At 70.7% G+C, this 22,852-nt stretch carries 28 protein-coding genes and 1 pseudogene; 10 read left to right on the forward strand and 19 right to left on the reverse strand.

Translation table 11 applies throughout. The annotated features are described in order from the left end of the window. Positions 1-24: 24 nt before the first annotated feature. The 6 genes from ABGB10_RS11795 to ABGB10_RS11820 all read right to left on the reverse strand — a co-directional run bounded on the left by ABGB10_RS11795 (position 25) and on the right by ABGB10_RS11820 (position 3,332). The gene (locus ABGB10_RS11795; RefSeq protein WP_347660907.1) at positions 25-450 is read right to left on the reverse strand and encodes an Hsp20/alpha crystallin family protein; all 426 of its coding nucleotides are present in this window, start codon (positions 448-450) and stop codon (positions 25-27) included. 68 nt (positions 451-518) lie between these two features. Next, a complete protein-coding gene (locus ABGB10_RS11800) occupies positions 519-1,034 on the reverse strand; it encodes a GNAT family N-acetyltransferase (protein WP_347660908.1) in 516 nt (171 codons plus the stop codon). Positions 1,035-1,230: 196 nt separating this feature from the next. Continuing rightward, positions 1,231-1,644 (reverse strand): DUF6069 family protein, encoded by a 414-nt coding sequence (locus tag ABGB10_RS11805; protein WP_347660909.1) that lies wholly within the window; start codon positions 1,642-1,644, stop codon positions 1,231-1,233. A gap of 76 nt (positions 1,645-1,720) precedes the next feature. Continuing rightward, positions 1,721-2,197: a MarR family transcriptional regulator gene (locus tag ABGB10_RS11810; protein ID WP_347660910.1), complete on the reverse strand. Its 477-nt coding sequence runs from the start codon at positions 2,195-2,197 to the stop codon at positions 1,721-1,723. A gap of 52 nt (positions 2,198-2,249) precedes the next feature. Next, on the reverse strand, positions 2,250-2,765 hold the full coding sequence (locus ABGB10_RS11815; RefSeq protein ID WP_347660911.1) for a DUF2087 domain-containing protein: 516 nt from the start codon (positions 2,763-2,765) through the stop codon (positions 2,250-2,252). A gap of 54 nt (positions 2,766-2,819) precedes the next feature. Beyond that, positions 2,820-3,332, reverse strand: coding sequence for a MarR family transcriptional regulator (locus ABGB10_RS11820; protein ID WP_347660912.1), 513 nt, complete (start codon positions 3,330-3,332; stop codon positions 2,820-2,822). A gap of 69 nt (positions 3,333-3,401) precedes the next feature. Between ABGB10_RS11820 and ABGB10_RS11825 the strand changes: the two genes are divergently transcribed. Then, positions 3,402-4,634: an MFS transporter gene (locus tag ABGB10_RS11825; RefSeq protein WP_347660913.1), complete on the forward strand. Its 1,233-nt coding sequence runs from the start codon at positions 3,402-3,404 to the stop codon at positions 4,632-4,634. A 50-nt stretch (positions 4,635-4,684) separates the two neighbouring features. On the opposite strand, the gene ABGB10_RS11830 is transcribed toward ABGB10_RS11825, so the two are convergent. Together ABGB10_RS11830 and ABGB10_RS11835 are read right to left on the reverse strand one after the other, a co-directional pair. After that, positions 4,685-4,876 carry a DUF397 domain-containing protein gene (locus ABGB10_RS11830; RefSeq protein WP_347660914.1) on the reverse strand — a complete coding sequence of 64 codons (192 nt, stop codon included), beginning with the start codon at positions 4,874-4,876 and terminating at the stop codon, positions 4,685-4,687. Next, on the reverse strand, positions 4,867-5,637 hold the full coding sequence (locus tag ABGB10_RS11835; protein WP_347660915.1) for a DUF5753 domain-containing protein: 771 nt from the start codon (positions 5,635-5,637) through the stop codon (positions 4,867-4,869). Before ABGB10_RS11835 ends, ABGB10_RS11830 begins: the two co-directional genes overlap by 10 nt. Before the next feature lie 206 nt (positions 5,638-5,843). Here ABGB10_RS11835 and ABGB10_RS11840 point away from each other — a divergent pair, with 206 nt between their 5' ends. Continuing rightward, the gene (locus tag ABGB10_RS11840; protein WP_347660916.1) at positions 5,844-6,140 is read left to right on the forward strand and encodes a hypothetical protein; all 297 of its coding nucleotides are present in this window, start codon (positions 5,844-5,846) and stop codon (positions 6,138-6,140) included. Further along, positions 6,140-6,385 carry a flavin reductase gene (locus tag ABGB10_RS11845; RefSeq protein WP_347660917.1) on the forward strand — a complete coding sequence of 82 codons (246 nt, stop codon included), beginning with the start codon at positions 6,140-6,142 and terminating at the stop codon, positions 6,383-6,385. Before ABGB10_RS11840 ends, ABGB10_RS11845 begins: the two co-directional genes overlap by 1 nt. Here ABGB10_RS11845 and ABGB10_RS11850 read toward each other — a convergent pair whose 3' ends face one another. From ABGB10_RS11850 to ABGB10_RS11860, 3 genes are read right to left on the reverse strand one after another with little or no spacing between them, the layout of a single operon-like run. Continuing rightward, complete coding sequence (locus ABGB10_RS11850; protein ID WP_347660918.1) at positions 6,386-6,973, reverse strand: GNAT family N-acetyltransferase; 588 nt, start codon at positions 6,971-6,973, stop codon at positions 6,386-6,388. A 23-nt stretch (positions 6,974-6,996) separates the two neighbouring features. Continuing rightward, positions 6,997-7,503, reverse strand: a complete 507-nt coding sequence (locus ABGB10_RS11855; protein ID WP_347660919.1) for a DinB family protein — start codon at positions 7,501-7,503, stop codon at positions 6,997-6,999. After that, positions 7,500-8,531: an aldo/keto reductase gene (locus tag ABGB10_RS11860; RefSeq protein WP_347660920.1), complete on the reverse strand. Its 1,032-nt coding sequence runs from the start codon at positions 8,529-8,531 to the stop codon at positions 7,500-7,502. Before ABGB10_RS11860 ends, ABGB10_RS11855 begins: the two co-directional genes overlap by 4 nt. 122 nt (positions 8,532-8,653) lie before the next feature. On the opposite strand from ABGB10_RS11860, the gene ABGB10_RS11865 reads away from it, so the two are divergent. Then, positions 8,654-10,198 (forward strand): glycosyltransferase family 39 protein, encoded by a 1,545-nt coding sequence (locus ABGB10_RS11865; protein ID WP_347660921.1) that lies wholly within the window; start codon positions 8,654-8,656, stop codon positions 10,196-10,198. Positions 10,199-10,204: 6 nt separating this feature from the next. Here the strand turns inward: ABGB10_RS11865 and ABGB10_RS11870 are convergent, their stop codons facing one another. Continuing rightward, complete coding sequence (locus tag ABGB10_RS11870; RefSeq protein ID WP_347660922.1) at positions 10,205-10,687, reverse strand: Rrf2 family transcriptional regulator; 483 nt, start codon at positions 10,685-10,687, stop codon at positions 10,205-10,207. A gap of 122 nt (positions 10,688-10,809) precedes the next feature. On the opposite strand from ABGB10_RS11870, the gene ABGB10_RS11875 reads away from it, so the two are divergent. After that, on the forward strand, positions 10,810-11,556 hold the full coding sequence (locus ABGB10_RS11875) for an NAD(P)H-binding protein (protein ID WP_347660923.1): 747 nt from the start codon (positions 10,810-10,812) through the stop codon (positions 11,554-11,556). A 69-nt stretch (positions 11,557-11,625) separates the two neighbouring features. Here the strand turns inward: ABGB10_RS11875 and ABGB10_RS11880 are convergent, their stop codons facing one another. Then, on the reverse strand, positions 11,626-12,093 hold the full coding sequence (locus tag ABGB10_RS11880; protein WP_347660924.1) for an MFS transporter: 468 nt from the start codon (positions 12,091-12,093) through the stop codon (positions 11,626-11,628). Between the two features lie 82 nt (positions 12,094-12,175). Further along, positions 12,176-12,883 (reverse strand): annotated as a pseudogene (locus ABGB10_RS11885) (MFS transporter); the annotation flags it as partial. 125 nt (positions 12,884-13,008) lie between these two features. Between ABGB10_RS11885 and ABGB10_RS11890 the strand changes: the two are divergent. Further along, positions 13,009-13,992, forward strand: coding sequence for a LysR family transcriptional regulator (locus tag ABGB10_RS11890; protein ID WP_347660925.1), 984 nt, complete (start codon positions 13,009-13,011; stop codon positions 13,990-13,992). Position 13,993: 1 nt separating this feature from the next. On the opposite strand, the gene ABGB10_RS11895 is transcribed toward ABGB10_RS11890, so the two are convergent. From ABGB10_RS11895 to ABGB10_RS11905, 3 genes are all read right to left on the reverse strand, one after another. Further along, positions 13,994-15,907, reverse strand: coding sequence for a hypothetical protein (locus ABGB10_RS11895; RefSeq protein WP_347660926.1), 1,914 nt, complete (start codon positions 15,905-15,907; stop codon positions 13,994-13,996). A gap of 206 nt (positions 15,908-16,113) precedes the next feature. Further along, entirely contained in the window at positions 16,114-16,587 is a 474-nt protein-coding gene (locus ABGB10_RS11900) for an SUKH-4 family immunity protein (RefSeq protein ID WP_347660927.1), read from the reverse strand. Between the two features lie 39 nt (positions 16,588-16,626). Continuing rightward, positions 16,627-17,190, reverse strand: a complete 564-nt coding sequence (locus tag ABGB10_RS11905; protein WP_347660928.1) for a GNAT family N-acetyltransferase — start codon at positions 17,188-17,190, stop codon at positions 16,627-16,629. Positions 17,191-17,345: 155 nt separating this feature from the next. On the opposite strand from ABGB10_RS11905, the gene hemC reads away from it, so the two are divergent. The 3 genes from hemC (at position 17,346) to pip (ending at position 20,064) form a co-directional block, all read left to right on the forward strand. Then, positions 17,346-18,287 carry a hydroxymethylbilane synthase gene (gene hemC, locus ABGB10_RS11910; protein WP_347660929.1) on the forward strand — a complete coding sequence of 314 codons (942 nt, stop codon included), beginning with the start codon at positions 17,346-17,348 and terminating at the stop codon, positions 18,285-18,287. Positions 18,288-18,352: 65 nt separating this feature from the next. After that, positions 18,353-18,820: an HNH endonuclease gene (locus ABGB10_RS11915; protein WP_347660930.1), complete on the forward strand. Its 468-nt coding sequence runs from the start codon at positions 18,353-18,355 to the stop codon at positions 18,818-18,820. A gap of 269 nt (positions 18,821-19,089) precedes the next feature. Further along, positions 19,090-20,064 (forward strand): prolyl aminopeptidase, encoded by a 975-nt coding sequence (gene pip / locus ABGB10_RS11920; protein WP_347660931.1) that lies wholly within the window; start codon positions 19,090-19,092, stop codon positions 20,062-20,064. A 70-nt stretch (positions 20,065-20,134) separates the two neighbouring features. Here the strand turns inward: pip and ABGB10_RS11925 are convergent, their stop codons facing one another. Further along, positions 20,135-20,845, reverse strand: a complete 711-nt coding sequence (locus ABGB10_RS11925) for a TetR/AcrR family transcriptional regulator (protein WP_347660932.1) — start codon at positions 20,843-20,845, stop codon at positions 20,135-20,137. A gap of 86 nt (positions 20,846-20,931) precedes the next feature. On the opposite strand from ABGB10_RS11925, the gene ABGB10_RS11930 reads away from it, so the two are divergent. Continuing rightward, entirely contained in the window at positions 20,932-21,795 is an 864-nt protein-coding gene (locus tag ABGB10_RS11930; protein ID WP_347660933.1) for an NAD(P)H-binding protein, read from the forward strand. Positions 21,796-21,931: 136 nt separating this feature from the next. Here ABGB10_RS11930 and ABGB10_RS11935 read toward each other — a convergent pair whose 3' ends face one another. After that, entirely contained in the window at positions 21,932-22,711 is a 780-nt protein-coding gene (locus tag ABGB10_RS11935; protein ID WP_347660934.1) for an SDR family NAD(P)-dependent oxidoreductase, read from the reverse strand. Between the last annotated feature and the right edge of the window lie 141 nt (positions 22,712-22,852).

Below are 22,852 nucleotides of genomic sequence, written 5' to 3' on the forward strand. Positions count from 1 at the left end.
CGCCGATCCCACCCGAGGCCGTGATCACGCGTTGATCTGTCGGCGTCCGCCGCCGTTGGCGCTGATGGTGACCCGGCGGGGCTTGGCCCGCTCCGCGACGGGGATGCGAAGCGTCAGCACCCCGTGCTCGTAGCCGGCCTCGAGCTTGTCGGTGTCCAGGGTGTCGCCCAGGAACAGTCGCCGGGTGAAGGTGCCCATCGGGCGTTCGGCGGCCACCAGCTCGACGCCGTCGCCGGAGGGCCGGCGACGCTCGGCCCGGACGGTGAGCACGTTGCGCTCGACGGTGCAGTCGATGGTGTCGGGGTCGACGCCGGGCAGGTCGAACGCCGCGTAGAAGTGGTCCCCGTCGCGGTACGCGTCCAAGGGCATCGTCGCGGGACGGGCTGCCGTACCGAAGAACTGCTCGGCGAGCCGGTCGATCTCGCGGAACGGGTCGGTACGCATCAACATGGTCATGCCTCCTCGGTTCTCCTGGCCGAAGGTGATGAGTTGAGCCGGGGCGACTCAACTTCCTCTACTTATTTAGCGCCTCCGGCGGCGTTCGTCAACTGCTTCTCGAACCAGTGCTCGGCGTAGGGGCCCTGCGAGTACGCCGGGATCTCCACGTAACCGTGCCGGGCGTACAGGGCGCGGGCCTCGACCAGGTCGTGACGGGTGTCGAGCCGGATCCGGTCCACCCCGGCGGTACGGGCCGCCCGCTCGACGGCGGCCAACAACGCGGCACCACCTCCGGCGCCTCGATGCGCGGTTCGGACGAACACCCGGGTCAGCTCCGCCCAGCCGGGATGCCAGCGCAGTCCGGCGCACCCGGCCAGGTCGGGGCCGTGGTGAGCGAGCAGCAGCACCCCGCCCGGGTGGGTCAGGTCGTCGCTGGGCATCTCGGCCAGCGCCGCGTCGACCTCGCCGGGCAGGGCGGGTCGACGGTGGTAGCGGACCACCATCTCGGTCATGTACTCGCGCAGCAGTTGCACCGCGTCGGGCTGGTCGGGTCGGGTGGCACTGGTCGACCAGGTCGGTCGGGCGGTGACGGTCACCTGTCGATCATCACCGCCCGGTCAACGGCTTTACCCGGGCTCTCGACAGGTCGCACGGGTTCGCCCTCCAGGGCGGCCGTCTCGCCCGCTGATCGACTCGGCTTCCTGGAAACCGGGGCGTCGCGGCAGCTCGGACACCGCGGTTTCCAGGAACCCGAGTTGACCAGATCGGTGATCAAGCAGCTGACCGCGACGACTACCGGCGGGCTCGGGGCAGCAGGGCGATCAGCGCGACCGCCACCGCCACGTGCGTCGCGCCGAGGGCCAGCTTGGCGCCGCCGGTGGCGTCGACGGTGAGCAGGGGGGCGAAGGACAGCAGCGTCACCACGACGGCCAAGGAGATCCAGATCGGACGAGCGACACGTGGGGCGAACCGCTCCAGCAGGGCCAGCGTCGCCCAGCCGAGCAGGGCGGCGCCCAGGGCGACCATGACGATCGCGCCAGCCCCGATGACCGTGGCGGGCTGACCCGGGCTTTCGACTGTGTAGTCGACGCCGGCCAGCGCGCCGATCGACCAGATCGCCAGGCAGGCCAGGACCGCTGCGCCGACGCCGAGGGCGCGGCGGCGCAGCGGTGAGGTGGTGGGGCTCGTGACGGCGGCAGCACTCATGACGGCTCCTCGTTCAGGGGAAACGAACGAGTAAGACCGTAGCAGATAGTCTTGTTCGGAACTATCTTTCTCGGGATCAACAGCCGGAGCGGGCCCCCGGCGCGTACGGGGAGGTGTTGGCCAGCGGGCCGTTCATCAGCGCCAGGAGGGCGCGCAGGAACACCTCCCGGTCCTGCTCGGGCAGGGTCGCGAGGAGGTCGTCCTGGATGCGCCGCACCACCTGCTGCGCCTGCCGCAGGACCTGCTCCCCCGCCGGCGTCACCGCGACCAGCCGGGCCCGCCGATCCGTCGGCACCGGGCGACGCTCGGCGAACCCGGCCTGTTCCAACTGGTCGAGCGTCACGACCATCGTGGTCTTGTCCACGCCGCACCGCTCGCCGATCTCGCGCTGGGTCAGGTCACCGGTGCGGGCCTGCGCCAGCACGTAGTGCGCCCGCGGCGAGATGCCCAACTCGGCCAGCCCCGCGGCGTGCTCGGCCTGCAGTGCATGGCTCGCCCAGGAGAGGAGGAACAACAGGTCCGGTGGGCCGTCGGCGGGCGTGCAGGAGGTCATGCGCCGAGGCTAGCAAGATGCTCCGTGACCAGACGATTTGTGCGGCGGGCGATCAGAGCCGCTGGTAGACACCGTGCTCGCGGGTGAGCAACTGCTCGTCGATCAGGTACCGGCGCAGCGTCGCGTGGTCCGATCCTCCGGCGGCGCACCACGGCTTCAGCGCGTCGTCGACGGCTCGCTCCGGATAGCGGGTGCCCGGCTCGAACGACTGCTCGGCGATGTGCGCCAGCAGCACCCGCCGCCGGCCTCGCTGCGCCGGCAGGCCCACCAGGACACCCGCGCGCACGAAGGTCCGCAGCACCGGGTCGGCGCCGGGTTCGGCGTCGTCGGCCGGACGGCTGGTGCGCGCGGACGCCCGCAGCGACTCGTGGTCGGCCGCGAGCGTGCCGTCCGCGCCGGTGACCAGACCCGCGTCGGTGAGCCGGCGGACCCCGGTGAGCACCGCCCGCGCCGGCAGCCCGGTCCGCTCGGCGACGTCGGTCGCGCTGGTCGCACCCAACACGATCGCCGCGAAGATCCGTCGCCGTCCGTCGTCGGCCAGGGCCCCGGCCAGAGCATGCGCAGTCACGCCGGTCACCCTTCCATCGGCGGTACGCGCACCGCCAGGCAATTTCCGGCCTGCTCAGGTCTCCGGCGTGCTCTGTGGCTGCTCGGCGACGAGCAGCACCCGGCGCAGCAGGTCGGAGAGGCGCCGCCGCTCGCTTGCGGTGAGCGCACCGAACAGCCGGTGCTCCTCGGCGCCCTGGACCTCCATCGCCCCACGCCACGCGGCCTGGCCAGCCTCGGTGAGCTCCACGTCGACCCGTCGACGGTCGACTGTCGACGGAATCCGGCGTACGAAACCCCGCCGCAGCAACGTGTCCACCCGCGCCGTGATCGAGGCGGGGGCCATCGCCAGGTCCGCGGCGAGGTCCGAGGGCGCCGCCCGACCCCGGCGGCCGGCCAGGGCGTGCAGGGTGTCGTACTCGTGTGCCGACAGGTCGAGATCGACCAGGACCCGTTCCTTGACCGCCCGCAGGTGCCGGGTCAGTCGGATCATCCTGGTCACCGCCCCCTCGACGTCCGGGTCGAGGTCCGGCACCACGGGCAGCCACCGCTCGATGTGTCGGTCGGCGGCGTCCGGGGCGCTGGTCACCGCACCAGCTTACCTCAACGCCGAAATATTCATTGGCGAAATATTCGGCGTCGAAGTATGTTCTGGGTCATGGCTCACCCTCTCCGCAACCCCTCCTTCCGGCTGCTGTTCCTGGGTCGCACCGTCTCCGCCCTCGGCGACGCGGTGGTGCCGGCCGCGCTGGCGCTGGCCGTGCTGCGGGCCACCGGTTCCACCGGCGCACTGGCCGCCGTGCTCGCCGCTGCGGTCGTCCCCCGGCTGCTTCTGCTGCCCCTTGGCGGTGTCGTCGCCGACCGCTTCGACGCCCGCCGGGTCGCCCTGCTGGCCGACCTGGTCCGCTGCGCGGCCCAACTCGCGGTCGGCGTGGAGTTGCTCGGCGGCGACCCGTCGCTGAGCACCGTCGTCGTGGCGTCCGCGCTCGGCGGCGTCGCCTCGGCGTTCGCCATTCCGACCGCGTCGCCGCTGGTCGCCGGCGCCGTCGAGCCGGCCGACCGGCAGCAGGCCAACGCCCTGATGGGCATCACCGCCAACACCAGCCGCCTCGCCGGCCCGGCGCTGGCCGGCGCGCTGATCTGGGCCGCCGGGCCCGGCTGGGCGTTCATCCTGGACGGTGCGTCGTTCGCGCTCAGCGCCGCGTTGCTCGTGCTGGTGCGGGTCCGCCACGTGCCGGTGCCCCGCCGATCCGTCCTCGCCGACCTGCGGCAGGGCTTCGGTGAGGTCCGCGCCCGCGACTGGTTCTGGACCAGTCTGATCGGGCACGGCGTGTGGAACGGTGCCGCCGCCGTGCTGATGACCCTCGGGCCGGCCGTCGCCATCGACCGGCTGGGCGGTGAGACGACCTGGGTGGTGCTGTTGCAGGCCGGTGCGATCGGGATGCTCACCGGATCGCTGCTGGCCGGGCGGGTCCGGCTACACCGGCCGGTGCTGCTGGCCAACCTCGGCCTGGCCTGCTACGCGGCACCGCTGTTCCTGCTGGCCGTCGCCGCGCCCGCCGCCGCGGTGATCGCCGCCTACGCCGTGGCGCTGACCGCCCTCGGCTACCTCAACCCGGTCTGGGAGACCGTCGTGCAGCACCACTTTCCGCCCGAGGTCCTGGCCCGCGTCACCTCGTACGACTGGCTGGTGTCGCTGGGCGCCATGCCGCTGGGGTACGCGCTGGCGCCGTTGGCCGCCGACGCGTTCGGCGCACCGGTGCCGTTGGCCGTCGCCGGGCTGCTGGTCCTCGCCTCCTGCGCGGGCACCGCGCTGGTCCCCGGCGTACGCCGCCTCACCTGGCCGGCAACCCCACAACCGCAACCGGCCGAACCCGCCGCCGTCCGCTGATCAGATCGGCACGCCGGCCGAGAGGCCGGGCCGGTGTGCGATGTGGCCGGTCAGCCGGTGTGTCGTGCCAACGCGACGAAGCACCGCCACGACCCGGGGCTGAAGGCCAGCGTGCCGCCGTCGCGATCCTTCGTGTCCCGTACGAGCACCACACCCGGCAGGTTGTCGGCGACCTCGACACAGTCGCCGCCGTTGCCACCGCTCCTCGTGCTCTTCCGCCACCGCGCGCCGGTCATGTCCATGCTGCTGCCGCTTCTCTGAGGAGTGCCAGGGAGCGCCCTCGGGGCAGTGCCTCTCCGCGAATGCGCTCCCACCGTCGCTCCAGATTAACAAGGTCCGATGGCTGGTCCAGGATCTGCGCCTGGGCCGCGCTGTCGACGTGCGCGACCCGGGAACCGTCCGGCATGTCCGCGATGGTGAACGGCCCGTCGAGGCCGGGATAGCTGGGCGCGTCGGCCGGGACGATGTGCAACTGCACGGTGCCCGCCTCGGCGTGACCGACCAGGCGCGCGAGTTGCGCGGCCATCAGGGCGCGGTCGTCGCCGACGCGCCGTCGCAGCACCCCCTCGTCCAGCACGACCACCAGCAGGGGCCCGTCACCTCCCCGGGCGAGGATCGCCTGCCGGCCGAGGCGCGCCTCGGTGAACTCGTCGACCTCCTCCGCCGTCAGCATCCCGCCGGCCAGGGTCGCCCGCGCGTACGCCTCGGTCTGCAACAGCCCGGGCACCCACGCGAGTTGAAAGGACCGCAGCGTCACCGCCTCGCGTTCCAGGTCGACCCACGGCCGGAACCACACCGGCTCACGGCGACGGCCGGCGTCCGGCCACAGCGCGTCGACCTCCTTGGCCAGGAGGCCCGCGATGGTCGCCCGATGCCGACTCTGTGGAATGTGCCCCGGGTTCGCCCACCGGGCGACGGTCTTCGGATGCACGCCGATCCGATCGGCGAGGCTTTCGGCGGTGTGACCCGCGGCGGCGAGCGCTGCGACAAAGGCGTGGTTCATGCCGTCCTCTCCTGGTGCAAACCGGCTGCGATGAAGACATAACGTAACGCTGTGTGCTTGTCCAGCGACTACCGGCAAAGTGCGGTGTAGACGGCGCGACCGGCAGGGTTCACGACCCGGCGGGCGCGTTCGGAGCGGGGCCGCTTCCGGGGGGCGAGCGCTCCCGGGAGCGGCCCCTTCCCAGACGCCGAGCAGAGGGAAGACCGGTGCCGGAAAGCACAGAGAACGCTGGCCGGCTCAGGGCCGGGGACGTGGTCCTCCTGACCGCCGCCGCGAGCGTGCAGTTCCGGACACCGATCGTCGTCCGCGTCATCCGTGAGATACCCGACCGGCACACGTACGACGGGTGGCTCTGGCTCGACGCCTACCAACTGGACACGAAGGGCGAAGCGGTGGCACGGCGTGAGCTGTTCGTGATGCGCGCGGGCGTACGGCGACCAGCGCCCGACGAGACGCGGCGGCCCGCACCCGTGCGGCGTCGGACCACCGCGCGGGCCCTTTGATGCCCGAGCGCCGGACACACTCCCCGTCGCGGCCGTCGTGGCGGTGCCCAGTCTGCGGCATCCTGTGGCCCTGCTCGGCCGCGAAGCTTCGCCTGCTCGCCGAGTACCGCGAGGATCGGCCCGGTCTGCTGGCGCATCTGGCGAAGGTTCAGGAGGCGGCCACCGCCGACCTCACCACGCTCCACCCGGGCGTCGCGCTTCCCGACCTGACCCCGCGTTTCGTCGGCTGGGCGAAGGCCCGCTGATCAGATCGGCTCGTCGGTACGCAGCCGTGCGTGCAGGTGCATGTCGTGCCAGCCGTCAGCGTGACGCACCGACCCCCGGGCCACGCCCTCCACAGTGAAACCGGCCCGCGTGGCCACCCGGCACGACGCCGCGTTGGCCGTCGAATGCTCCAACGCCAGCCGATACAACCCGGCCAGCGTGAAACTCCACCGGGTCAGTGCGAGCAGCGCCTCGGTCGCGATCCCCCGACCGCGCGCGGTGGGCACTGTCCAATACGACACGTGCGCCGATGCCTCGGCCAGCAGCACGCCCCGCAGTCCCACCTGACCCACTGGTCGGTCGTCGGCGTCGACGATCGCCCAACTGGCGGCGCTCTCATCGCGCCAACGGCCGGCCCACTGCGCCGTCCACGCCCGCGCCTCGTTATCGTCGTCCAGGCGCAGGACGTGCCACCGCTGGATCGTCGGACAGTCGAAGGCAGCCCGGACGGCCGTGGCGTCGTCGTCACGCCACGGCCGCAGCGCCAGCCCGGGGCGTACCGGAAGGTGGGGTTGCTCCTGGGCGGCGAGGCTCCCGGCGGGCAGGGCGGGTGCGACGAGCAGCGGCATTGCCCCATTATCGAGCCGGCGCCTCACTCTCCGGTCGCGCCCCCGGCGAGTTCGGCGACGACGTCGAGGTGGCCGAGGTGGCGGGCGTACTCCTGGACGAGGTGGAACAGCACCCGCTCCAGCGACGCCGGGTCCGCGCCTTTCCAGCGCGGGCCCGGCGCGCCGATCTCGGCCAGGTCGTGGGCCGTCACCACCTCGGCGGTGTGTGCGCCCTGCGCCCGTAGCGCCGCCACCAGGTCCTCCCGGGTCTCGTCCGGGGCGACGTACCAGCGGTCCTCGCGACGGTCACCCCAGGGCTCGGCGACGTCCCGACCCTGGAAACCCCACTCGATCCAGCGCAACTCGACGTGGCACAGGTGTGTGAGCAGCTCCAACGGGGTCCACCCCGACGGCAGCCGGCTCCGCCGCAGGTCCGCCTCGTCCAGCCCGGACACCTTGGCCACCATGGACTCGCGGAAGTAGTCCAGGTAGCGCAGGAAGACCTCGGTGCGGCTGCCGGCCGGGGTGGTGGGCTCGGGGAACGACGTCATGAGGCGGTCGGCAGGTCACGTGCGCGCTGACGCACACCGGCCCCGCCGTACGGGTAGTCGCCCACGAGCGGCGCGCTCGCCTCGTCCAGCAACCGCATCTGCTCGGCGTCGAGATCCAGGTCGGCGGCGGTCAGGTTGTCGTCGAGTTGCTCGGTGGTACGCGCACCGAGGATCACCGAGGTGACCGCCGGTCGGGCCGCCAACCAGGCCAGCGCCACCGCCGACATGGACACACCCCGGTCGCCGGCGATCTGGCGCACCGTGTCGAGCACCCGCCAGGTGCGTTCCTCGGCGTTGCGACCCGCGTACGCCTCGACGCCCCGCTCCGGGTTCTCGCCGAGCCGGGTCGCCCCGGTGGGTGCGCTGTCGCGCTGGTACTTGCCGGTCAGCCAACCACCGCCCAGCGGTGACCACGGCAGGATGCCGATGCCCTCGTTCTCGCAGACCGGCACCACCTCGAACTCGATCTCCCGGGCCAGCAGGTTGTACTGCGGTTGCAGGGTCACGATCGGGGTGAGGTTGAGGTGCTGGGTGAGCAGGGCCGCCTTCTGCAACTGCCACCCGGTGAAGTTGCTGACGCCCGCGTAGCGGATCTTGCCGGCGCTGACGGCGTCGTCGAAGAACCGCAGCGTCTCCGGCAGTGGGGTGAGCGGGTCCCAGGCGTGCGCCTGGTACAGGTCGACGGCCTCGACGCCGAGGCGCCGCAGACTGGCGTCGAGAGCGCGGGTGAGGTGCACCCGGGACAGCCCCGCGTCGTTGGCCCCCGGGCCCATCGGGAAGCGTCCCTTGGTGGCGATGACGAGGCGGTCCCGCATGTCGGGCCGTGCCCGCAGCCAGCGTCCGACGATCTCCTCCGAGACGCCGGCGGAGTAGACGTCGGCGGTGTCGATGAAGGTGCCGCCCGCTTCGACGAACCGGTCCAGTTGGGCGAAGCTGCCGGCCTCGTCGGTCTCCGCGCCGAAGGTCATCGTGCCGAGGCACAGGGTCGACACGACCGTGCCGGTGGCGCCCAGATTGCGATAGCGCATATCGTCCTTTCGGTCCGAGTGACAAGCTGATCTTCGCACTCGGCCCGACCGCCCGCACACGGCACAGTGCCGAACGCCGGCACGGGCACCCACGTGCCGACGGAGCCGGTCATCATGAGTCCGTGAGCGATCCCGCGATCGACATCGACCGACCGCACCAGCCCACCCAGTCGCCGCCGTCGGCGACGCCACCCGCGCCCACGCGCGGCCCGTGGCTGGTGGCCGCCGCCACCGCCGTGACACTGCTGCTGCTCGCGGGCCGTTACGGCTACCACCGCGACGAACTGTATTTCCTGCTCGCCGGCCGACACCTCGACTGGGGCTACGTCGACCAGGGGCCGCTGGTCCCGGCGCTGGCCCGGCTGCTCGACACGATCGCGCCGGGCAACCTGGTCGTGCTACGTACCCCGTCGGCGTTGCTCGCCGGTGGCGCGGTGCTGCTGGTCGCCGCCATCGCCCGGGAGTTGGGCGCCGGCCGGGGCGCGCAGACCTTCGCGGCGGTGCTCGCGGCGCTGTCCGGCATCGTGCTCGCCAGCGGGCACCTGCTCAGCACCACCACCGTCGACCTGCTGGTCTGGCTGGTCGCGGCGTGGTGTGCGGTGCGTCTGCTGCGCACCGGTGACAGCCGTTGGGCGCTGGGCATCGGGCTGGCGCTCGGCGTGGGCATGCTCAGCAAGGTGCTGCCGGCGTTGCTGGCCGTGGGTCTGATCGCCGGGGTGCTCATCGCCGGGCCGCGTCGGCTGTTGCGGGACCGGTGGGTGCTCGCCGCCGCCGGGATCGCGGTGCTGCTGGCCGCCCCGAACCTGATCTGGCAGGCGGCGCACGGCTTTCCGCAACTCGGGGTGGCTGCCTCCATCTCCGGCGGGGACAGCTCCTACAGTGGCCGCCTAGAGGCGTTCACGCTTCAGTTCGTCATCATCAGCCCGTACGCCGTGCCGATCTGGATCGCGGGTTTCGTCGCCCTGCTGCGGCGACCGGCGTGGCGGTCGTACCGGGCGGTGGGTTGGGCCTGGTTGGTGGTGGTCGGCATCGTGCTGGTCGCCGGCGGCAAGGGTTACTACGACGCCCCGCTGCTGCTGGTCCTCACCGCGGCCGGCGCGGTGGTCACCGCCGCGTGGGCGTCGCGCGGGTCGGTCCGGTTGCGTCGGGGGTTGCTCGGGCTGGCTGTGGTGCCGTTCCTGCTACCCAACATCGTGCTGCTGCTGCCGGTGTTGCCGGCCGACCGGTTGCCCGGTTTCGTGGTCGACGTCAACTACGACGCGGGCGAGACGATCGGCTGGCCGGCGTTCGCCGACTCGGTCGCCGCGGTCCATCGTGGATTGCCACCGGAGGAGCGCTCGCGGGCGGTGATCCTGACCGGCAACTACGGCGAGGCCGGCGCCGTGGCTCGTTACGGCCCGGCCCGTGACCTTCCCAGGGCGTACTCCGGGCACAACAGCATGGTCGACTTCGGTCGGCCACCCGCCGACGCGGACGTGGTGATCGCCGTCGGGTGGGACGGTCCCGGTCGGTTGACCTCCTGGTTCGAGTCGTGCACGCAGGCCGGGTGGGTGGACCAGCGCGTCGAGGTGGAGAACGACGAGAACGGCGGCCCGATCCACGTGTGCCGGGGGCTGCGGCGTCCGTGGGCGCAGATCTGGGACACCGAGGTACGCCACACCGGGTGACCGCGCTCAGCTTGCTCCGCTGGTGAGCCAGGTCTGGATGCCGACCAGTGCCTCGGGCCCGGAGTTGGCGTCGACGTCGCGGGCGAGATCGGCGATCGTGACCGCGGCGAGCGCCTGCCGCCACGCGTCCTCGGCTGCCCACATGGCACGCGCGACCGGGCACGGGGTGGTGCAGGCGTCGGCCGGGGTCGCGAACGGGCCACGCTGACGGATCTCGGTGCAGACGAAGGTGGGCCCGGGCCCGTCGACGGCACGCACCACGTCGAGCAGGGTGACGCTCTCCGGGGCGCGGGTGAGGACGTAACCGCCGGACTTGCCCTGGACCGAGTGGATCAGCCCGGCGCGGGCGAGGGACTGAAGCTGCTTGGCGAGGTAGCTGCTGGAGACGTCGTGCAGCTCCGCCAGCTTGGCCGCCGGGACGGGCGTGTTGCTGGCGGTGAGGACCACACAGCAGTGCAGCGCCCACTCGACCCCGCCGGACATCTTCATGACGTCACCCTAGTCACCCCGCTACTCGGACTCATTGTGTCCGAGTATAGTTCTCGGACAGAAGAGGTCCGAGTTTGGCGGCGCGAAGCCCGACAGAGGACCACACAGTCACAGGAAGGTGCATGACCATGAAGATCGCCGTACTGGGTGGGACCGGCCTCATCGGGTCACAGGTCGTCAAGATCCTGCAGACCGCCGGACACGAGGCGGTGCCGCTCTCGCCGTCCACCGGGGTGGACCTGCTCACCGGGCAGGGCCTGACCGAGGCGCTCACCGGCGCCGAGGTCGTCGTCAACCTGACGAACTCTCCGACCTTCGACGACGCCTCGCCCGCCTTCTTCCAGACGACCATGGACAACCTCCTGGCCGCCGCCGGGCGCGCGGGTGTCGGGCACGCGGTGGTGCTCTCCATCGTCGGCGTCGACCAGGTGCCCGACCTGGCCTACTACCGCGCCAAGGTCCTCCAGGAGGACATCCTCAAGGCCGGTCCCGTGCCGTACTCGATCGTGCGCGCCACCCAGTTCTTCGAGTTCGTCGAGGCGATCCTGTCCTGGACCGCCGACGACACCACCGTCCGTCTGCCCAGCACCCCGGTGCAGCCCATGGCCGCCGCGGACGTGGCGCAGGCCGTCGCCGACGTCAGCATGGGCGCGCCGCTGCAGGGCATCCGCGACGTCGCCGGCCCTGACGTCTTCGCCCTCGACGAGCTGGGCCGGATCACCCTCGCCGCCCGCGGCGACCAGCGCACCGTCACCACCGACGACACCGCCGGCATGTTCGCCGCCGTTCCCGGTGACGTCCTGATCGCCTCCGACGGCGCGGTCATCGCACCCACCGCCTACCGGGAGTGGCTCGGCCGCCAGAGCTGAGGTGCCGACCGGCACGCACGTCGCCGTGGTGGTCGACCACCACGGCGACGTGCGGTACGGGGCGCTGGGTCACGAGGACGTCGGGGCGGTCGTCACCAGTTCACGATCCGGCGCCGGGGCGACCGTCGGGCGGCCGGGAAGCAGCAACGGGCTGGCGAGGATCAGCAGTCCCGCGACCGTGATGGCCGTGCGAGGGCTGGTGGCGTCGGCGAGCAGTCCGCCGAGGGCGCTGAGGACCGCGATGGCGGCGCTGGTGCCGATCGACCAGGCCGCGAGCGTACGGACGGTGCGATCTCGGGGAGTCTGCTCCAGGCGATAGGTGGCGAGAACCGGGTTGTACAGGCTCATGCTCAGGATGATCGCGAACTCGACCGCGATCACCGTCGCGAGACCGGCGACGCCGGGTTGGACGAAGGCCAGCCCGATCAGCCAGACCGCGCGCACCGTCCCGACGGTACGCAGGATCCGATACTGGCCGTACCGTGTCACGACCCGGTGGGCCAGGCGTGAGCCGACCAGTCCAGCGACGCAGGGCACGGCGAAGGCGAGGCCCGTACTGCCAGGGCGGGAATCCGAGGTCGCCGAGCAGGAGCACGGCCAGCAGGGGCTCGGTGGCCATGATCAGTCCGCTGACGAGCAACTGGTTGAGGTAGAGCGCCCGCAGACCTCGGTGGGTCAGGAGGTGCCGCCAACCGTCCAGCACCTCACCGGCCCGGCCCTGGCGTCCGCCGCCGCGCCGGGGGCGTTCCTCCCGACCGCGAATCGCGGTGATCCCCAGCGCGGACAGCAGGTAACTGACCGCATCGGCCCCGATGCTGGCGACCGGCCCGAACACGCCGACCGCCGCGCCGCCCAGCGGCGGCCCGAGCGCGATGGCGCTCCACGTCGTCGACTCGAACCGCGCGTTGGCCACCAGCAGGTCGTCCGGCCGGACCAGGGCCTTGAGGTAGGCGCCGCTGGCCGCCCCGAAAGCGATCTTGGCGGTGGCCACGACGGCCGAGACGACCAGCAACTGCGCGAAGGTGACCCGGCCGAGGGCGTACCCGACGGGAATCGTCAGCAGGGCAGCGAACCGGACCAGGTCCATCGCGATCATCACCGGCCGTTTGCGGTGGAACTCCACCCACGGACCGAGCGGCAACGCGACCAACGCGCCCACCGCCGGGCCCACCGCGGACAGCGCGGACACCTGGGCGGGGCTGGCATCCACCACCAGCACGGCGATCAACGGCAGAGCCCCGAAACCGAAACCGGAGCCGTACGCGCTGACCGCGTACGACGCCCACAACCAGCCGAACCGCCGGCCCAGGGACCGTCTCGCGACCACGCCTCACCCCGTCTCCGGACAACTCACCGTTGACCGATGCGAGCAAAGCAAAGGCAGGACCACGGATCAAACAACCGAACGAGCCGGCAGCCACAACCAGACGTTGTGTGGGTAGGGTCCACGCCGTGGATCTCGACGCCGTGCGTACCTTCGTCGCCGCCGCCGACGCCGGCCAGTTCCAGGACGCCGCCGCCGCGCTGTCGATCACCCAGCAGGCCGTGTCCAAGCGGATCGCGGCGCTGGAGAAGGACCTGGAGGTACGCCTGTTCAACCGCACGCCTCGCGGCGCCCAACTCACCATCGACGGTCAGACGTTCCTCCCGCACGCCCGTGAACTGATCCGCGTCGCGGCGCGCGCCGACGCGTCCGTACGACCGGGTCGGCGCGCCCTGCGCGTCGACGTGCACAGCCGACGCACCGCCCCGGCGGTGGTCCTGCACGACTTCCACCGCGCGTACCCACGCATCGACCTGGACGTCGTCACCCTCGACGCCGACGTCCACGCCGCGATCGCCGCCGTCGAGGCCGGGGCGGTCGACGCGTCCTTCCACGCCGTGCCCGTCCGCGCCCGGCACCTGCCCGCCGCGATCAGAGTCGTTCGCGTGATCGACGAGCACCACGACCTTCTCGTCGGGCCGCGCCACCCGCTCGCCAACGCCCGCGCGGTCACGCCCGCCCAACTCGCCGCGCACCGGATCTGGATGCCCGGCATGGCTCCCGGCACCGAGTGGGCCGACTACTACGACGAACTCGCCGCCGCGTTCGGCCTCACCATCGACGTTGTCGGCCCGGTCTTCGGGAACGAGGCGCTGTTGGCCGAGATCGCCGACTCCGCGCACCTGGCGACGTTGGCCGGTGAACGCACGCGGTACCTGTGGCCGGACAGCTACGACCTGCGGCGGGTGCCGGTACGCGATCCGGCGCCGATCTATCCCATGTCCCTGATCTGGCGCGACGACAACCCGCATCCCGCGCTCGTCGCGCTTCGCGAGCACCTCGACTCCCGGCACACGCGGACCCGGATACCCGACGCCGAGGTCTGGTTACCGAGATGGGGAAACACGACGGTCCCGCCGCGCCCTCCAATGGAGCGCGGCGGGACCACGTGACCTACTTCTTGACGACCCACCGCACCCGGCGGGTGTGCCACAGGGCCACCACGCCGATCAGGACCAGCAGGATGCCAGCCGCCGCGATGGTGAAGATGGACGCACCGGTGACCGGCAGGCCACCACCTCCGCCATCCCCGCCACCCGGCCGCGGAGTCGCCGCTTTCAGAACGACGAATTCGGGGATCTCGTCGGTGCCACCCAGGTAGGCCTGCTTCTCGTCCGGGGTCTTGGTGACCGCCGTGAGCGACTTGTCGACGGTGGTCGGCAGAGTCGCGTGCTCTTCCTTGAACCTGGTGTCACTGAGTTTGGTCGTCTTCACCGGCTGGGTGAAGTCGACGCCGCCCGCGGTCACCTTCACGCCGTTCGGCAGTTCGTACGTGGTGGCGGAGATCTCCTTCACGTACTGGTTGAAGACGTCCGTCGGGCTCCAGTCGTCCTCCCGCTCCAGGGTGCTGACGTCGTTGCTGTCGATGCCGGCCTCGGCCGCCCGGCCGTCGGCCGCCATCCGGGCCCGGTACCACTCGGCGGCCACCCGGCTGATGTAGACCCGGCGCAGGTCCTTGAACCCGGCCGCTTCGTTGACGGCCTTGTTCAACTCGGGCAGGAGCAGATCCCGGTAGACGGCCATCGACGGCTCCGGGTTGGCCGGGCAGGTGAAGTCCGGGTTGCCGGGGATCGTGAAGTCGAACGCCTCGGCCTTCACCTCGAGCGGCGCGTCGAGGATGTAGAGGCGGTCGCCCTCCTCGCGGATCGTCGCCGTCTTCGGGACGATCCACTGCCGGATGCAGGCCCCGTCCAGGCCGGTCATCCGGTTCCAGTACTCCAGGCCGACCGCCGTCTTCGGGTCCTGGAACCGCGTCCAGGCCCGCTTCAACTCCAGGTCGGCGTCGAGCATGATGCGACCGACCGCGGTACGGCCGAGGTACTCGTCGATCACCTTGTCCGGCTGGCTCGGGTTCAGGTTCACCCAGAACCGCGCCGACTCCACGGTCATCCAGGTGTTCAGCGCCTCGTCGGCGTCGTAGATCTGGACGGTGCCGTCCTTCGACTCCTGGCCCGGGGTGGTCGCCGTCTCGAACGAGTACGTGTCACCCGTCGATCCGCCACCGTCGGTGACGTACCGCAGTTGGACCGACGAGAAGTCGATGCCACCCGGCCGGATCGGTCCCAACTGCTTCCCGACCGCCTTGCTCACCGCGCTGCCCTTGGCCAACTCCTCCGGCGTCTTGGGCAGGATCGGGCCGGTCTGCCTCGTCTTGAGCAGCGTCTGGACCGCGACCTGCTTCGCGCCCGTGTTGCGGTTATTGGTCCGGTCCCGCAGGGCCTTTTCGTCCTCACCCGGCTTGGCGTTCCAGCGGTGACTGTAGGTGAACTTGTCGCGGACCTTGGCGTTCTTCAGGTCCCGGTCACAGGAGTTCTTGCAGGGCTCGATCTCGGAGTAACCCTCCTTGATCGGCGATGCCTTGGCCGGCTGGTACGACACCTTGCCGGTCTTCGGGTCGAACTCGATGCGCGGTGCCTTGCCCTGCATCTGGTCGATCAGCCGGGCCTCGGCGTGCTTCAGACCATCGCTGTAACCGATGATGTACTTGCCGTCCTGCAGTTGGGCGATCGCGTAGTTGCCCCGGACGTTCGTGTACAGCTTGTCGGTGGTCTTCGGCGGCCGGTTGTACCGAAGATCGATCCGCGCCTCCTGCAGGTAGACGCTCAGCTTGTGGCACCCGTAGCCGACCAGGCCTTCCGGCGTGATCGGCGCACACCGGGCATCGATGATCGGCCATGGTGCGGCGGCCTGCGGTCTGGCGTGTCCGGCGGCCGGCGCGATGCCGATCACCGACCAGATCAGGACCAGGACCGCCGCGAGTCGCGTCAGCACCGCGATCCGCGAGCGCTCCTTGATGACGTTGCCCATCAGATTCGCTGTCCCCCTTCGCACCCGTGACACAAATGGCCCCCCAACGCGCGACGACGATCGCGCGGCGGCACGAGTGATGTTTTTGTTGACCCGCCTGTCACAGGCGAGCCCGGACATGTCCGTACGTCTATGTCATACGAACCCGAGGGATGCTAGGCGGTCAATGTTAACGAAGTAGCCCCGACTGACATTTCGGAAAAGAGCTAAAGGTCCGATTGGTCGGCGTAGTTGCCGGTAGCGATGTCCCACGAGAGGGCGTCCCAGTAGTTGTCCGAGGTCATCGCCTGCTCGTCCCACTCCGCGATGACACGCTGCATCTCGTCCTTGGCGTCTTCCCACTCATCCGGGTCACCACCGACGATCGCGGGCGCGAGACCGGCGACCAGGCGAAGCGAGCGCGCGTACAACTCGATCGAAGAGTTCACGAACGTCAGCGACCCGTGGTGGCCCAGGACGTACACCGCGCCGGATTCCAGATCGAGACAGAATTCGCCGCCCCACGCGTCCGTGCCGTACCCGAATCGCAGCATCCCGTCGCGCTGGACCAGATCCGGGCCGAGCAGGAACAGGTCGTACTCGTCGAGGCGCAGGGTGTCCGGCAGGTCGGCCGCGGCCAGCCGCTTCCGCAACTCCGGCGACAGCGACTCCCAACCGTCGAGCGTGTCCACTGATGACATGGCGGTCAATCTATCGAGCGCCGCCGGCCCACGCGGGGATCAACCCGGGTCCCGGGACCGCCATTCGTGGTCTAGGACCGCGAAGACCAACTGGTCGGCCCACTCCCCCTCGAACAGGTAACTCGCCACGTGACGGGCCTCCTGACGCATGCCGAGGCGGAGCATCAACCGAGCGGAAGCGTCGTTGCGCGCGTGGCACCGACCGTAGACGCGATGCAGCCCGAACTCGGCGAAACCCCAGTCCACCAACGCCGCGGCGGCCTCCGTGGCCAACCCGCGACCGCCGTGGTCAGGGTGGAAGACGAACCCGACCTCGGCCGTCCGGTCGACCTCGCTGCGCCACACCAACTCGACGGCCCCGATCACCCCGGTGCGTTCGACCACGGCCAGCGTCAGGCAGTCGCCCTCCGCGCGGAGCGCGTCCTCGCCTGTCATGGCGAGGACCGACGCGCGCGACTGCTCCCGGGTACGCGGCCCGGCACCGCGCATCCACCGCGTGACGTCGGGCCTGCGCTGGTACGCGTACACGTCGTCGAGGTCATCCGACCTGACCGGACGCAGGGTGAGCCGCGCGGTACGGATCGGGTACGTCGGCCGGAACACCAGCCGATCCTAGGGCGTGGGTGCCGCGACCGACCGGAGGAGCGGATCGGCTGGATCCCTTCGACGGGCAGCCGCGCACACGTCTGAGGTACCAAACGTCCCGACGTGCTGGCCTGGCCGTCGATGCGCGTGTGCAACGGTCTACTCTCGCCGGTATGTCCGACTCCCGCCTGCTACGCATCGGCACCCGCAACTCTCCGATGGCGCTGGCGCAGGTCGAGCGGGTCCGCGCGATGCTCGCCGACCGGCATCCCGACGTCACCGTGGAGGTGATGTCGATGTCGACCAGCGGGGACCGGTGGCTCGGCGACCTGGCCGCGCTGGGCGGCAAGGGGGCGTTCACCAAGGAGGTGGACGCCGCCCTGCTGACCGGAGACGTCGACCTGGCGGTGCACTGCGTCAAGGACGTACCCGGGGACCGGCCGGCACCGGCGGGCACGGTGCTGGCCGCCTACGTCGCCCGCGACGACGTCCGGGACTGCCTCGTACACCCGGGCGGGATCCGCATCGAGCAACTGCCCGCCGGCACCCGGATCGGCACCTCCGCCGTACGGCGGGTCGCGCAGATGGCCCTGCACTGGCCCGACCTGGTTCCGGTGCCCATCCGCGGCAACGCGAACACCCGACTGGCCAAGCTGGACGCCGGCGAGGCGTACGACGCGCTCCTGCTCGCGGTCTCCGGTCTGCAACGGATCGGGCAGACCGACCGGATCACCCACCCGATCGACGTCGACTCGATGATCCCGGCGGTCGGCTCCGGCACCCTGGTCCTGCAGTGCCGCGACGACGACACCCGCACCCGCGACCTGGCCACGAGCCTCAACGACCCGCGAACCTGGCAGGAGACCATGGCCGAGCGGACCATGCTGCACATCCTCCAGGGCAACTGTCACTCGCCGATCGCCGCGCTCGCGCGCACCGAACCCGACGGTCGTCTCGGCCTACGCGCGAGGGTGATCAGCCTCGACGGCAAGACCGTCCTCGACGTACACGAGTGGGCGGCGGATCCGATCACCCTCGGGACGTCCGTCGCTGCGGCCCTGTTGCGTCAGGGCGCCCGTGATCTCCTCGACCTGCCCGCCCACGGGTCGGCCTGACCCGGATCGGGCTTCGCGCGGGCCAGCCGATCGGGCCTGTCGGGGCTTTGATCTAGCCTGGTGCGATGCTGTCGCAGGTGAAGGGCTTGTCCCGGCATTTCACGGAGGAAACCCTTCGCGCGTACCTCGCCGAACGTTCGGTTCGTCGAGACGACGGCTGTCTGATCGTGCGCGGCTACGGCAGCCAGCGAGGCGGGTACCAGAAGGTCGCCGGCCGGGCCTGGGCGCACATCACGGCGTACGTCGTCTTCGTCGGTGGCTACGACCCCGACCTGAAGGTGCACCACCTGTGTGGCGTGCCGGACTGCATCGAGCCCACCCATCTGCGGCAGGTGACCCACGCCGACAGTTGCCGCAACCGCACCCAGCAGCCGCAGTGCCGCAACGGGCACGAGCGGGAGATCGACCCCACGAGTGGTCGGTACCGCAAGGTCTGTCGTGAGTGCAACAACGAGGCGCAGAAGCGGTGGCGCGCGCGTCAGTCCGCAGAGGTCGCCGCAGCCCGTGCCGCGTACGGGCGGCAGGCGGACTGAGGTTCGGCACCACGGTCTCGACCACGACCTGGCGTGACGTTCGCACCCGGTTCTGCTCGCACCACACCAGCCTGAGTCGTTACGCCCAAGAACTGTCATTATGATGCACGTCCGTTGCGCACCTTTTGCGTTAGTTATTTACTGGATTATCGTTAACGACAATCCAGTAATTGAGATCCGCAGGCTCGGTCAATTCCTGGACCGGATCGTCGCTGGGCGAGCGCCAGAATGCGGTTGGTTCCCTTGCCCGCTTCCTGGAGGTCTGCACCTTGACCGAGCTGCATCCGCCAATCGAGCCGTACGAGACCGGCATGCTCGACGTCGGCGACGGGAACGTCGTGTACTGGGAGGTGTGCGGCAACCCGGGCGGTAAGCCGGCGCTGGTCGTCCACGGCGGGCCCGGTTCCGGGTGTGGGGCCGGCGCGCGCCGGTACTTCGATCCAGACCGGTACCGGATCGTCCTGTTCGACCAGCGTGGTTGCGGCCGCAGTACGCCACACGCGAGCGACCCGTCGACCGACATGCGGCACAACACCACCTGGCACCTGATCGCCGACATGGAGCGGCTACGCGAACGCCTCGGCATCGACCGCTGGCTGTTGCACGGCGGTTCCTGGGGCTCCACGCTCATCCTGGCCTACGCGCAGCAACACCCCCGGCGGGTGTCCGAGATCGTCATCGCCGCCGTCACCATGACCCGACGCGCCGACATCGACTGGCTCTACCGAGGCGTCGGCCGGTTCTTCCCCGAGCAGTGGCAACGATTCCTCGAAGGAGCCCCGGGCACACCCCGCGACGGGGATGTCGTCGCCGCGTACGCCCGCCTCATGGAACACCCTGACGCCGCCGTGCGGGACAGGGCCGCGATCGACTGGTGTGCCTGGGAAGACGCGGTCCTGTCCGGAGAGACCGGCGGCGCATCCAATCCGTACGGCGACCGCCCTCCCGCGGCTCGGTTGGCCTTCGTGCGAATCTGCGCGCACTACTTTTCCCACGGCGCGTGGCTGGAGGAAGGCGCACTGCTGCGCGATGCCGATCAACTGGCCGGCATCCCCGGTGTCCTCGTCCATGGCCGGCTCGACCTGGGCGGGCCGCTGCAAACAGCGTGGGACCTGCACCGCGCCTGGCCCGACTCGACGTTGACCGTGATCGAGAGCGCAGGACATCTCGGCAGCACCGAGACGCGCGAGCAGGTTCTTCGTGCCCTCGATCGGTTCGCAGTCGGCGATGCCCCTGGCGGGTGAAGCCTCCCTGGTTGACCCTCAGGTCAGCGCCGCCGCAGGGAAATCGATGATCCGTCAGGTGACCACGGCCTCAGTGAGTCAGCGACCGGTGGAGCCACTCGGCCATCAGCGCGCGTTCGGCGTCGGTGAGCCCCGGGAGGTCGGGCAGCACCGTCGCGAATGTCACCGCGACCGCGTTCGTGGTCGTGTCGGGCGTCGCCGGAGTTGTCGCCAGGATGCTGTTGAGTACCGCATCCAGCATGGCCTCGCCCAGACCGAGGTCGCGCTGTTCGCTGGGCATTCCCAGTAGGGCGAGGATGGTTCCGTTGCCCGCGGAGTGGATCATCATGAGCGCGCGCTGTTCGTCGACCCGTAGGAGGCCGGCTGCGGCGAGTCGCCGTACCCGGCGACGCAGTACGTCGAGGCCCGCGACCGTCGCCGGCGAGGGCGCGCCGCTCCCCCGCGTGGCGATCAGCGCGTACAGCTCGGGGTTTGTCAGGCCGAACTCCACGTGCGTGCGCCACCCGGAGCGCAGGTCCGCGACCGGGTCGCCCGTCGCGACGTCCGCTGCGGCCGATTTGCCGCTGACGTAGGTGGCCATGACGTGCTCGGCGACGGCGTCGATGAGGCCGTCCTTGTCGCCGAACAAGCGGTAGATGGTCGGCGCCTGCACACCCGCGGCCTGGGCGACGGCGCGTGTCGTCACGGCGTTCGCGCCCTTCTCCCGCAGCAGTTGGGTTGCTGCCGCGACGATGCCCGCACGGACGTCGTCGCGGGATGCCGTGTCCTGCGTCGTCACCATGAACCAATGCTAACAGCGTCTTGTTAACCTCGGAATATCGGTGATAACGTCGCCGATGTAACGCTGATAACAAGGGAGTGTTCATCATGTTCGTCGTCACCGGTGCCACTGGTCAACTCGGGTCCCAGATCGTCGACCGCCTGCTCGACCGACTGCCACCCGACGCCGTGGGCGTGAGCGTGCGTGACGTCGACAAGGCTGCGGGCCTCGCCGAGCGCGGTGTCCGGGTCCGTGCCGGAGACTTCACCGAACCGGCCACCCTGGAGCACGCCTTCGAGGGGGCCGACAAGGTACTCATCGTGTCCGCCGCCATCCGCGGCGGCGGGGCGCTCGTCGCCAACCGCGCCGCCATCGACGCCGCCCACGCCGCAGGGGCCAAACGAATCCTGTACACCAGCCACCAGGCCGCCTCCCTGGACTCGCTCTTTGCCCCTCAGGCCACGCACGCCGCGACGGAGGAGCACCTGGCCGGCCTGGGGGTTCCCTTCACCGCCCTGCGAAACGGGTTCTACGCCAGCACGCTGAGTTTCTCCATCGGCACGGCGCTGGAGACCGGTCAACTCGTGGCGCCGGCGGACGGCCCAGTGTCCTGGACCGCGCACGCCGACCTGGCCGAGGCGGCAGCCATCGCCCTGACCGAGGAGGGCCCACTCGACGGCATCACGCCGGCGCTGACCGCAGCCGAGACGCTCGACCTTGAGGCGGTGGCCGGCATCCTGACCGACATCACGGGCCGCGCTGTCACTCGCATCGTCGTCAGCGACGACCAGTGGCGGGCGACAGCCATCGAGCGCGGCATGCCGGTCGCAGCGGCCGACTTCACCCTCGGCATGTACCGCGCGGCGCGTCGAGGAGAGTTCACCGTCACCGACCCGACGTTGCAGACCCTCATCGGCCGCCGCCCGACATCGGCGCGCTCGACGCTCGAGGCCCTCGTCGCCACCCGATGAGCCGGGGTCAGCGGCCGCCCGACGACCTTGCGATCCGCAGTCCAGGAGCCGGCGCGACGCGACTTCGTCCCCGGTGACGACGCTCGCGCCGGTGGCGCGAGCGGTGGCCGTGCGCCGGGCCGACGGCCGTGTCGGTTCAGGCTGCTCGATAACGTGTGGCCAGCTCGGGGCTCTGCGCGCCGAACGCGGCGAGATCGGCCTGGAAGACCGCGTCGAGGAGGCTGGCATCCTCGACACCCGGGGCGCAGACGGTCTCGCCCAGTTCCAGGCCGCGCAGGCTGGCGGCGACGACGTCGTCGGCCGACATGCGGGGCAGCCTGCTCAGGTCCAGGCCCTGACGCTCGTGGAACTCGGTGGCCACCACACCCGGGCACACGACCTGCACGGTGACCCCGGTGCCCTCCAGCTCCGCGCTGAGGGTCTGGGAGATGGCGACGAGGTAGGCCAGGCTGCCACCGTAAACGGCGCGGCGGGGCATCTGGGAGTGCGGGGCGGGGCCACTGAACGCGATCATGCCGGCCACGTTGATGATGGCCCCTCTGCCGCGTTCCTGCATGCTCGAGACCACCGCGCGGGTGAGCATGGTGGGGGCGAGGACCTTGACGTTGACCAGTTCGGCGGCCTTGTCGGCGGGGAGCTGGGCGAGGGGCATGTAGTGGGCGACGCCTGCGTTGTTGACGAGCATGGTCAGCGGCTCGGTGGCGCAGATCTCGGCGACCGCGTCGATGCCCGCGGTGGTGGACAGGTCGGCGGCCACGGTCCTGACCGTGACCTCGGGGTGTGCGGCGGCGAACTCTGCCAGCCGGTCCTCGCGCCGGCCCACGATCACCAGGTGGTAGCCGTCGGCGGCCAGACGTTCGGCGAAGGCCCTGCCGATGCCGGAGGTGGCGCCGGTGACGAGCGCGTACTTGCTCACTGTTCTTCCCTCTTCCTGTGGTCGGCCGCCGCGGTCATCGCTTGGCGCCCTTGCGCTCGGTGCATGCCGGCACGAAGTGATTGTCGTGCGTTCTCACGCCTCAAGCCTGCGAAACGGCCGGGCGAGCAGCCAGAGGTCTGG

The organism is Micromonospora sp. B9E7, assembly GCF_039871815.1.
GTDB lineage: Bacteria > Actinomycetota > Actinomycetes > Mycobacteriales > Micromonosporaceae > Micromonospora.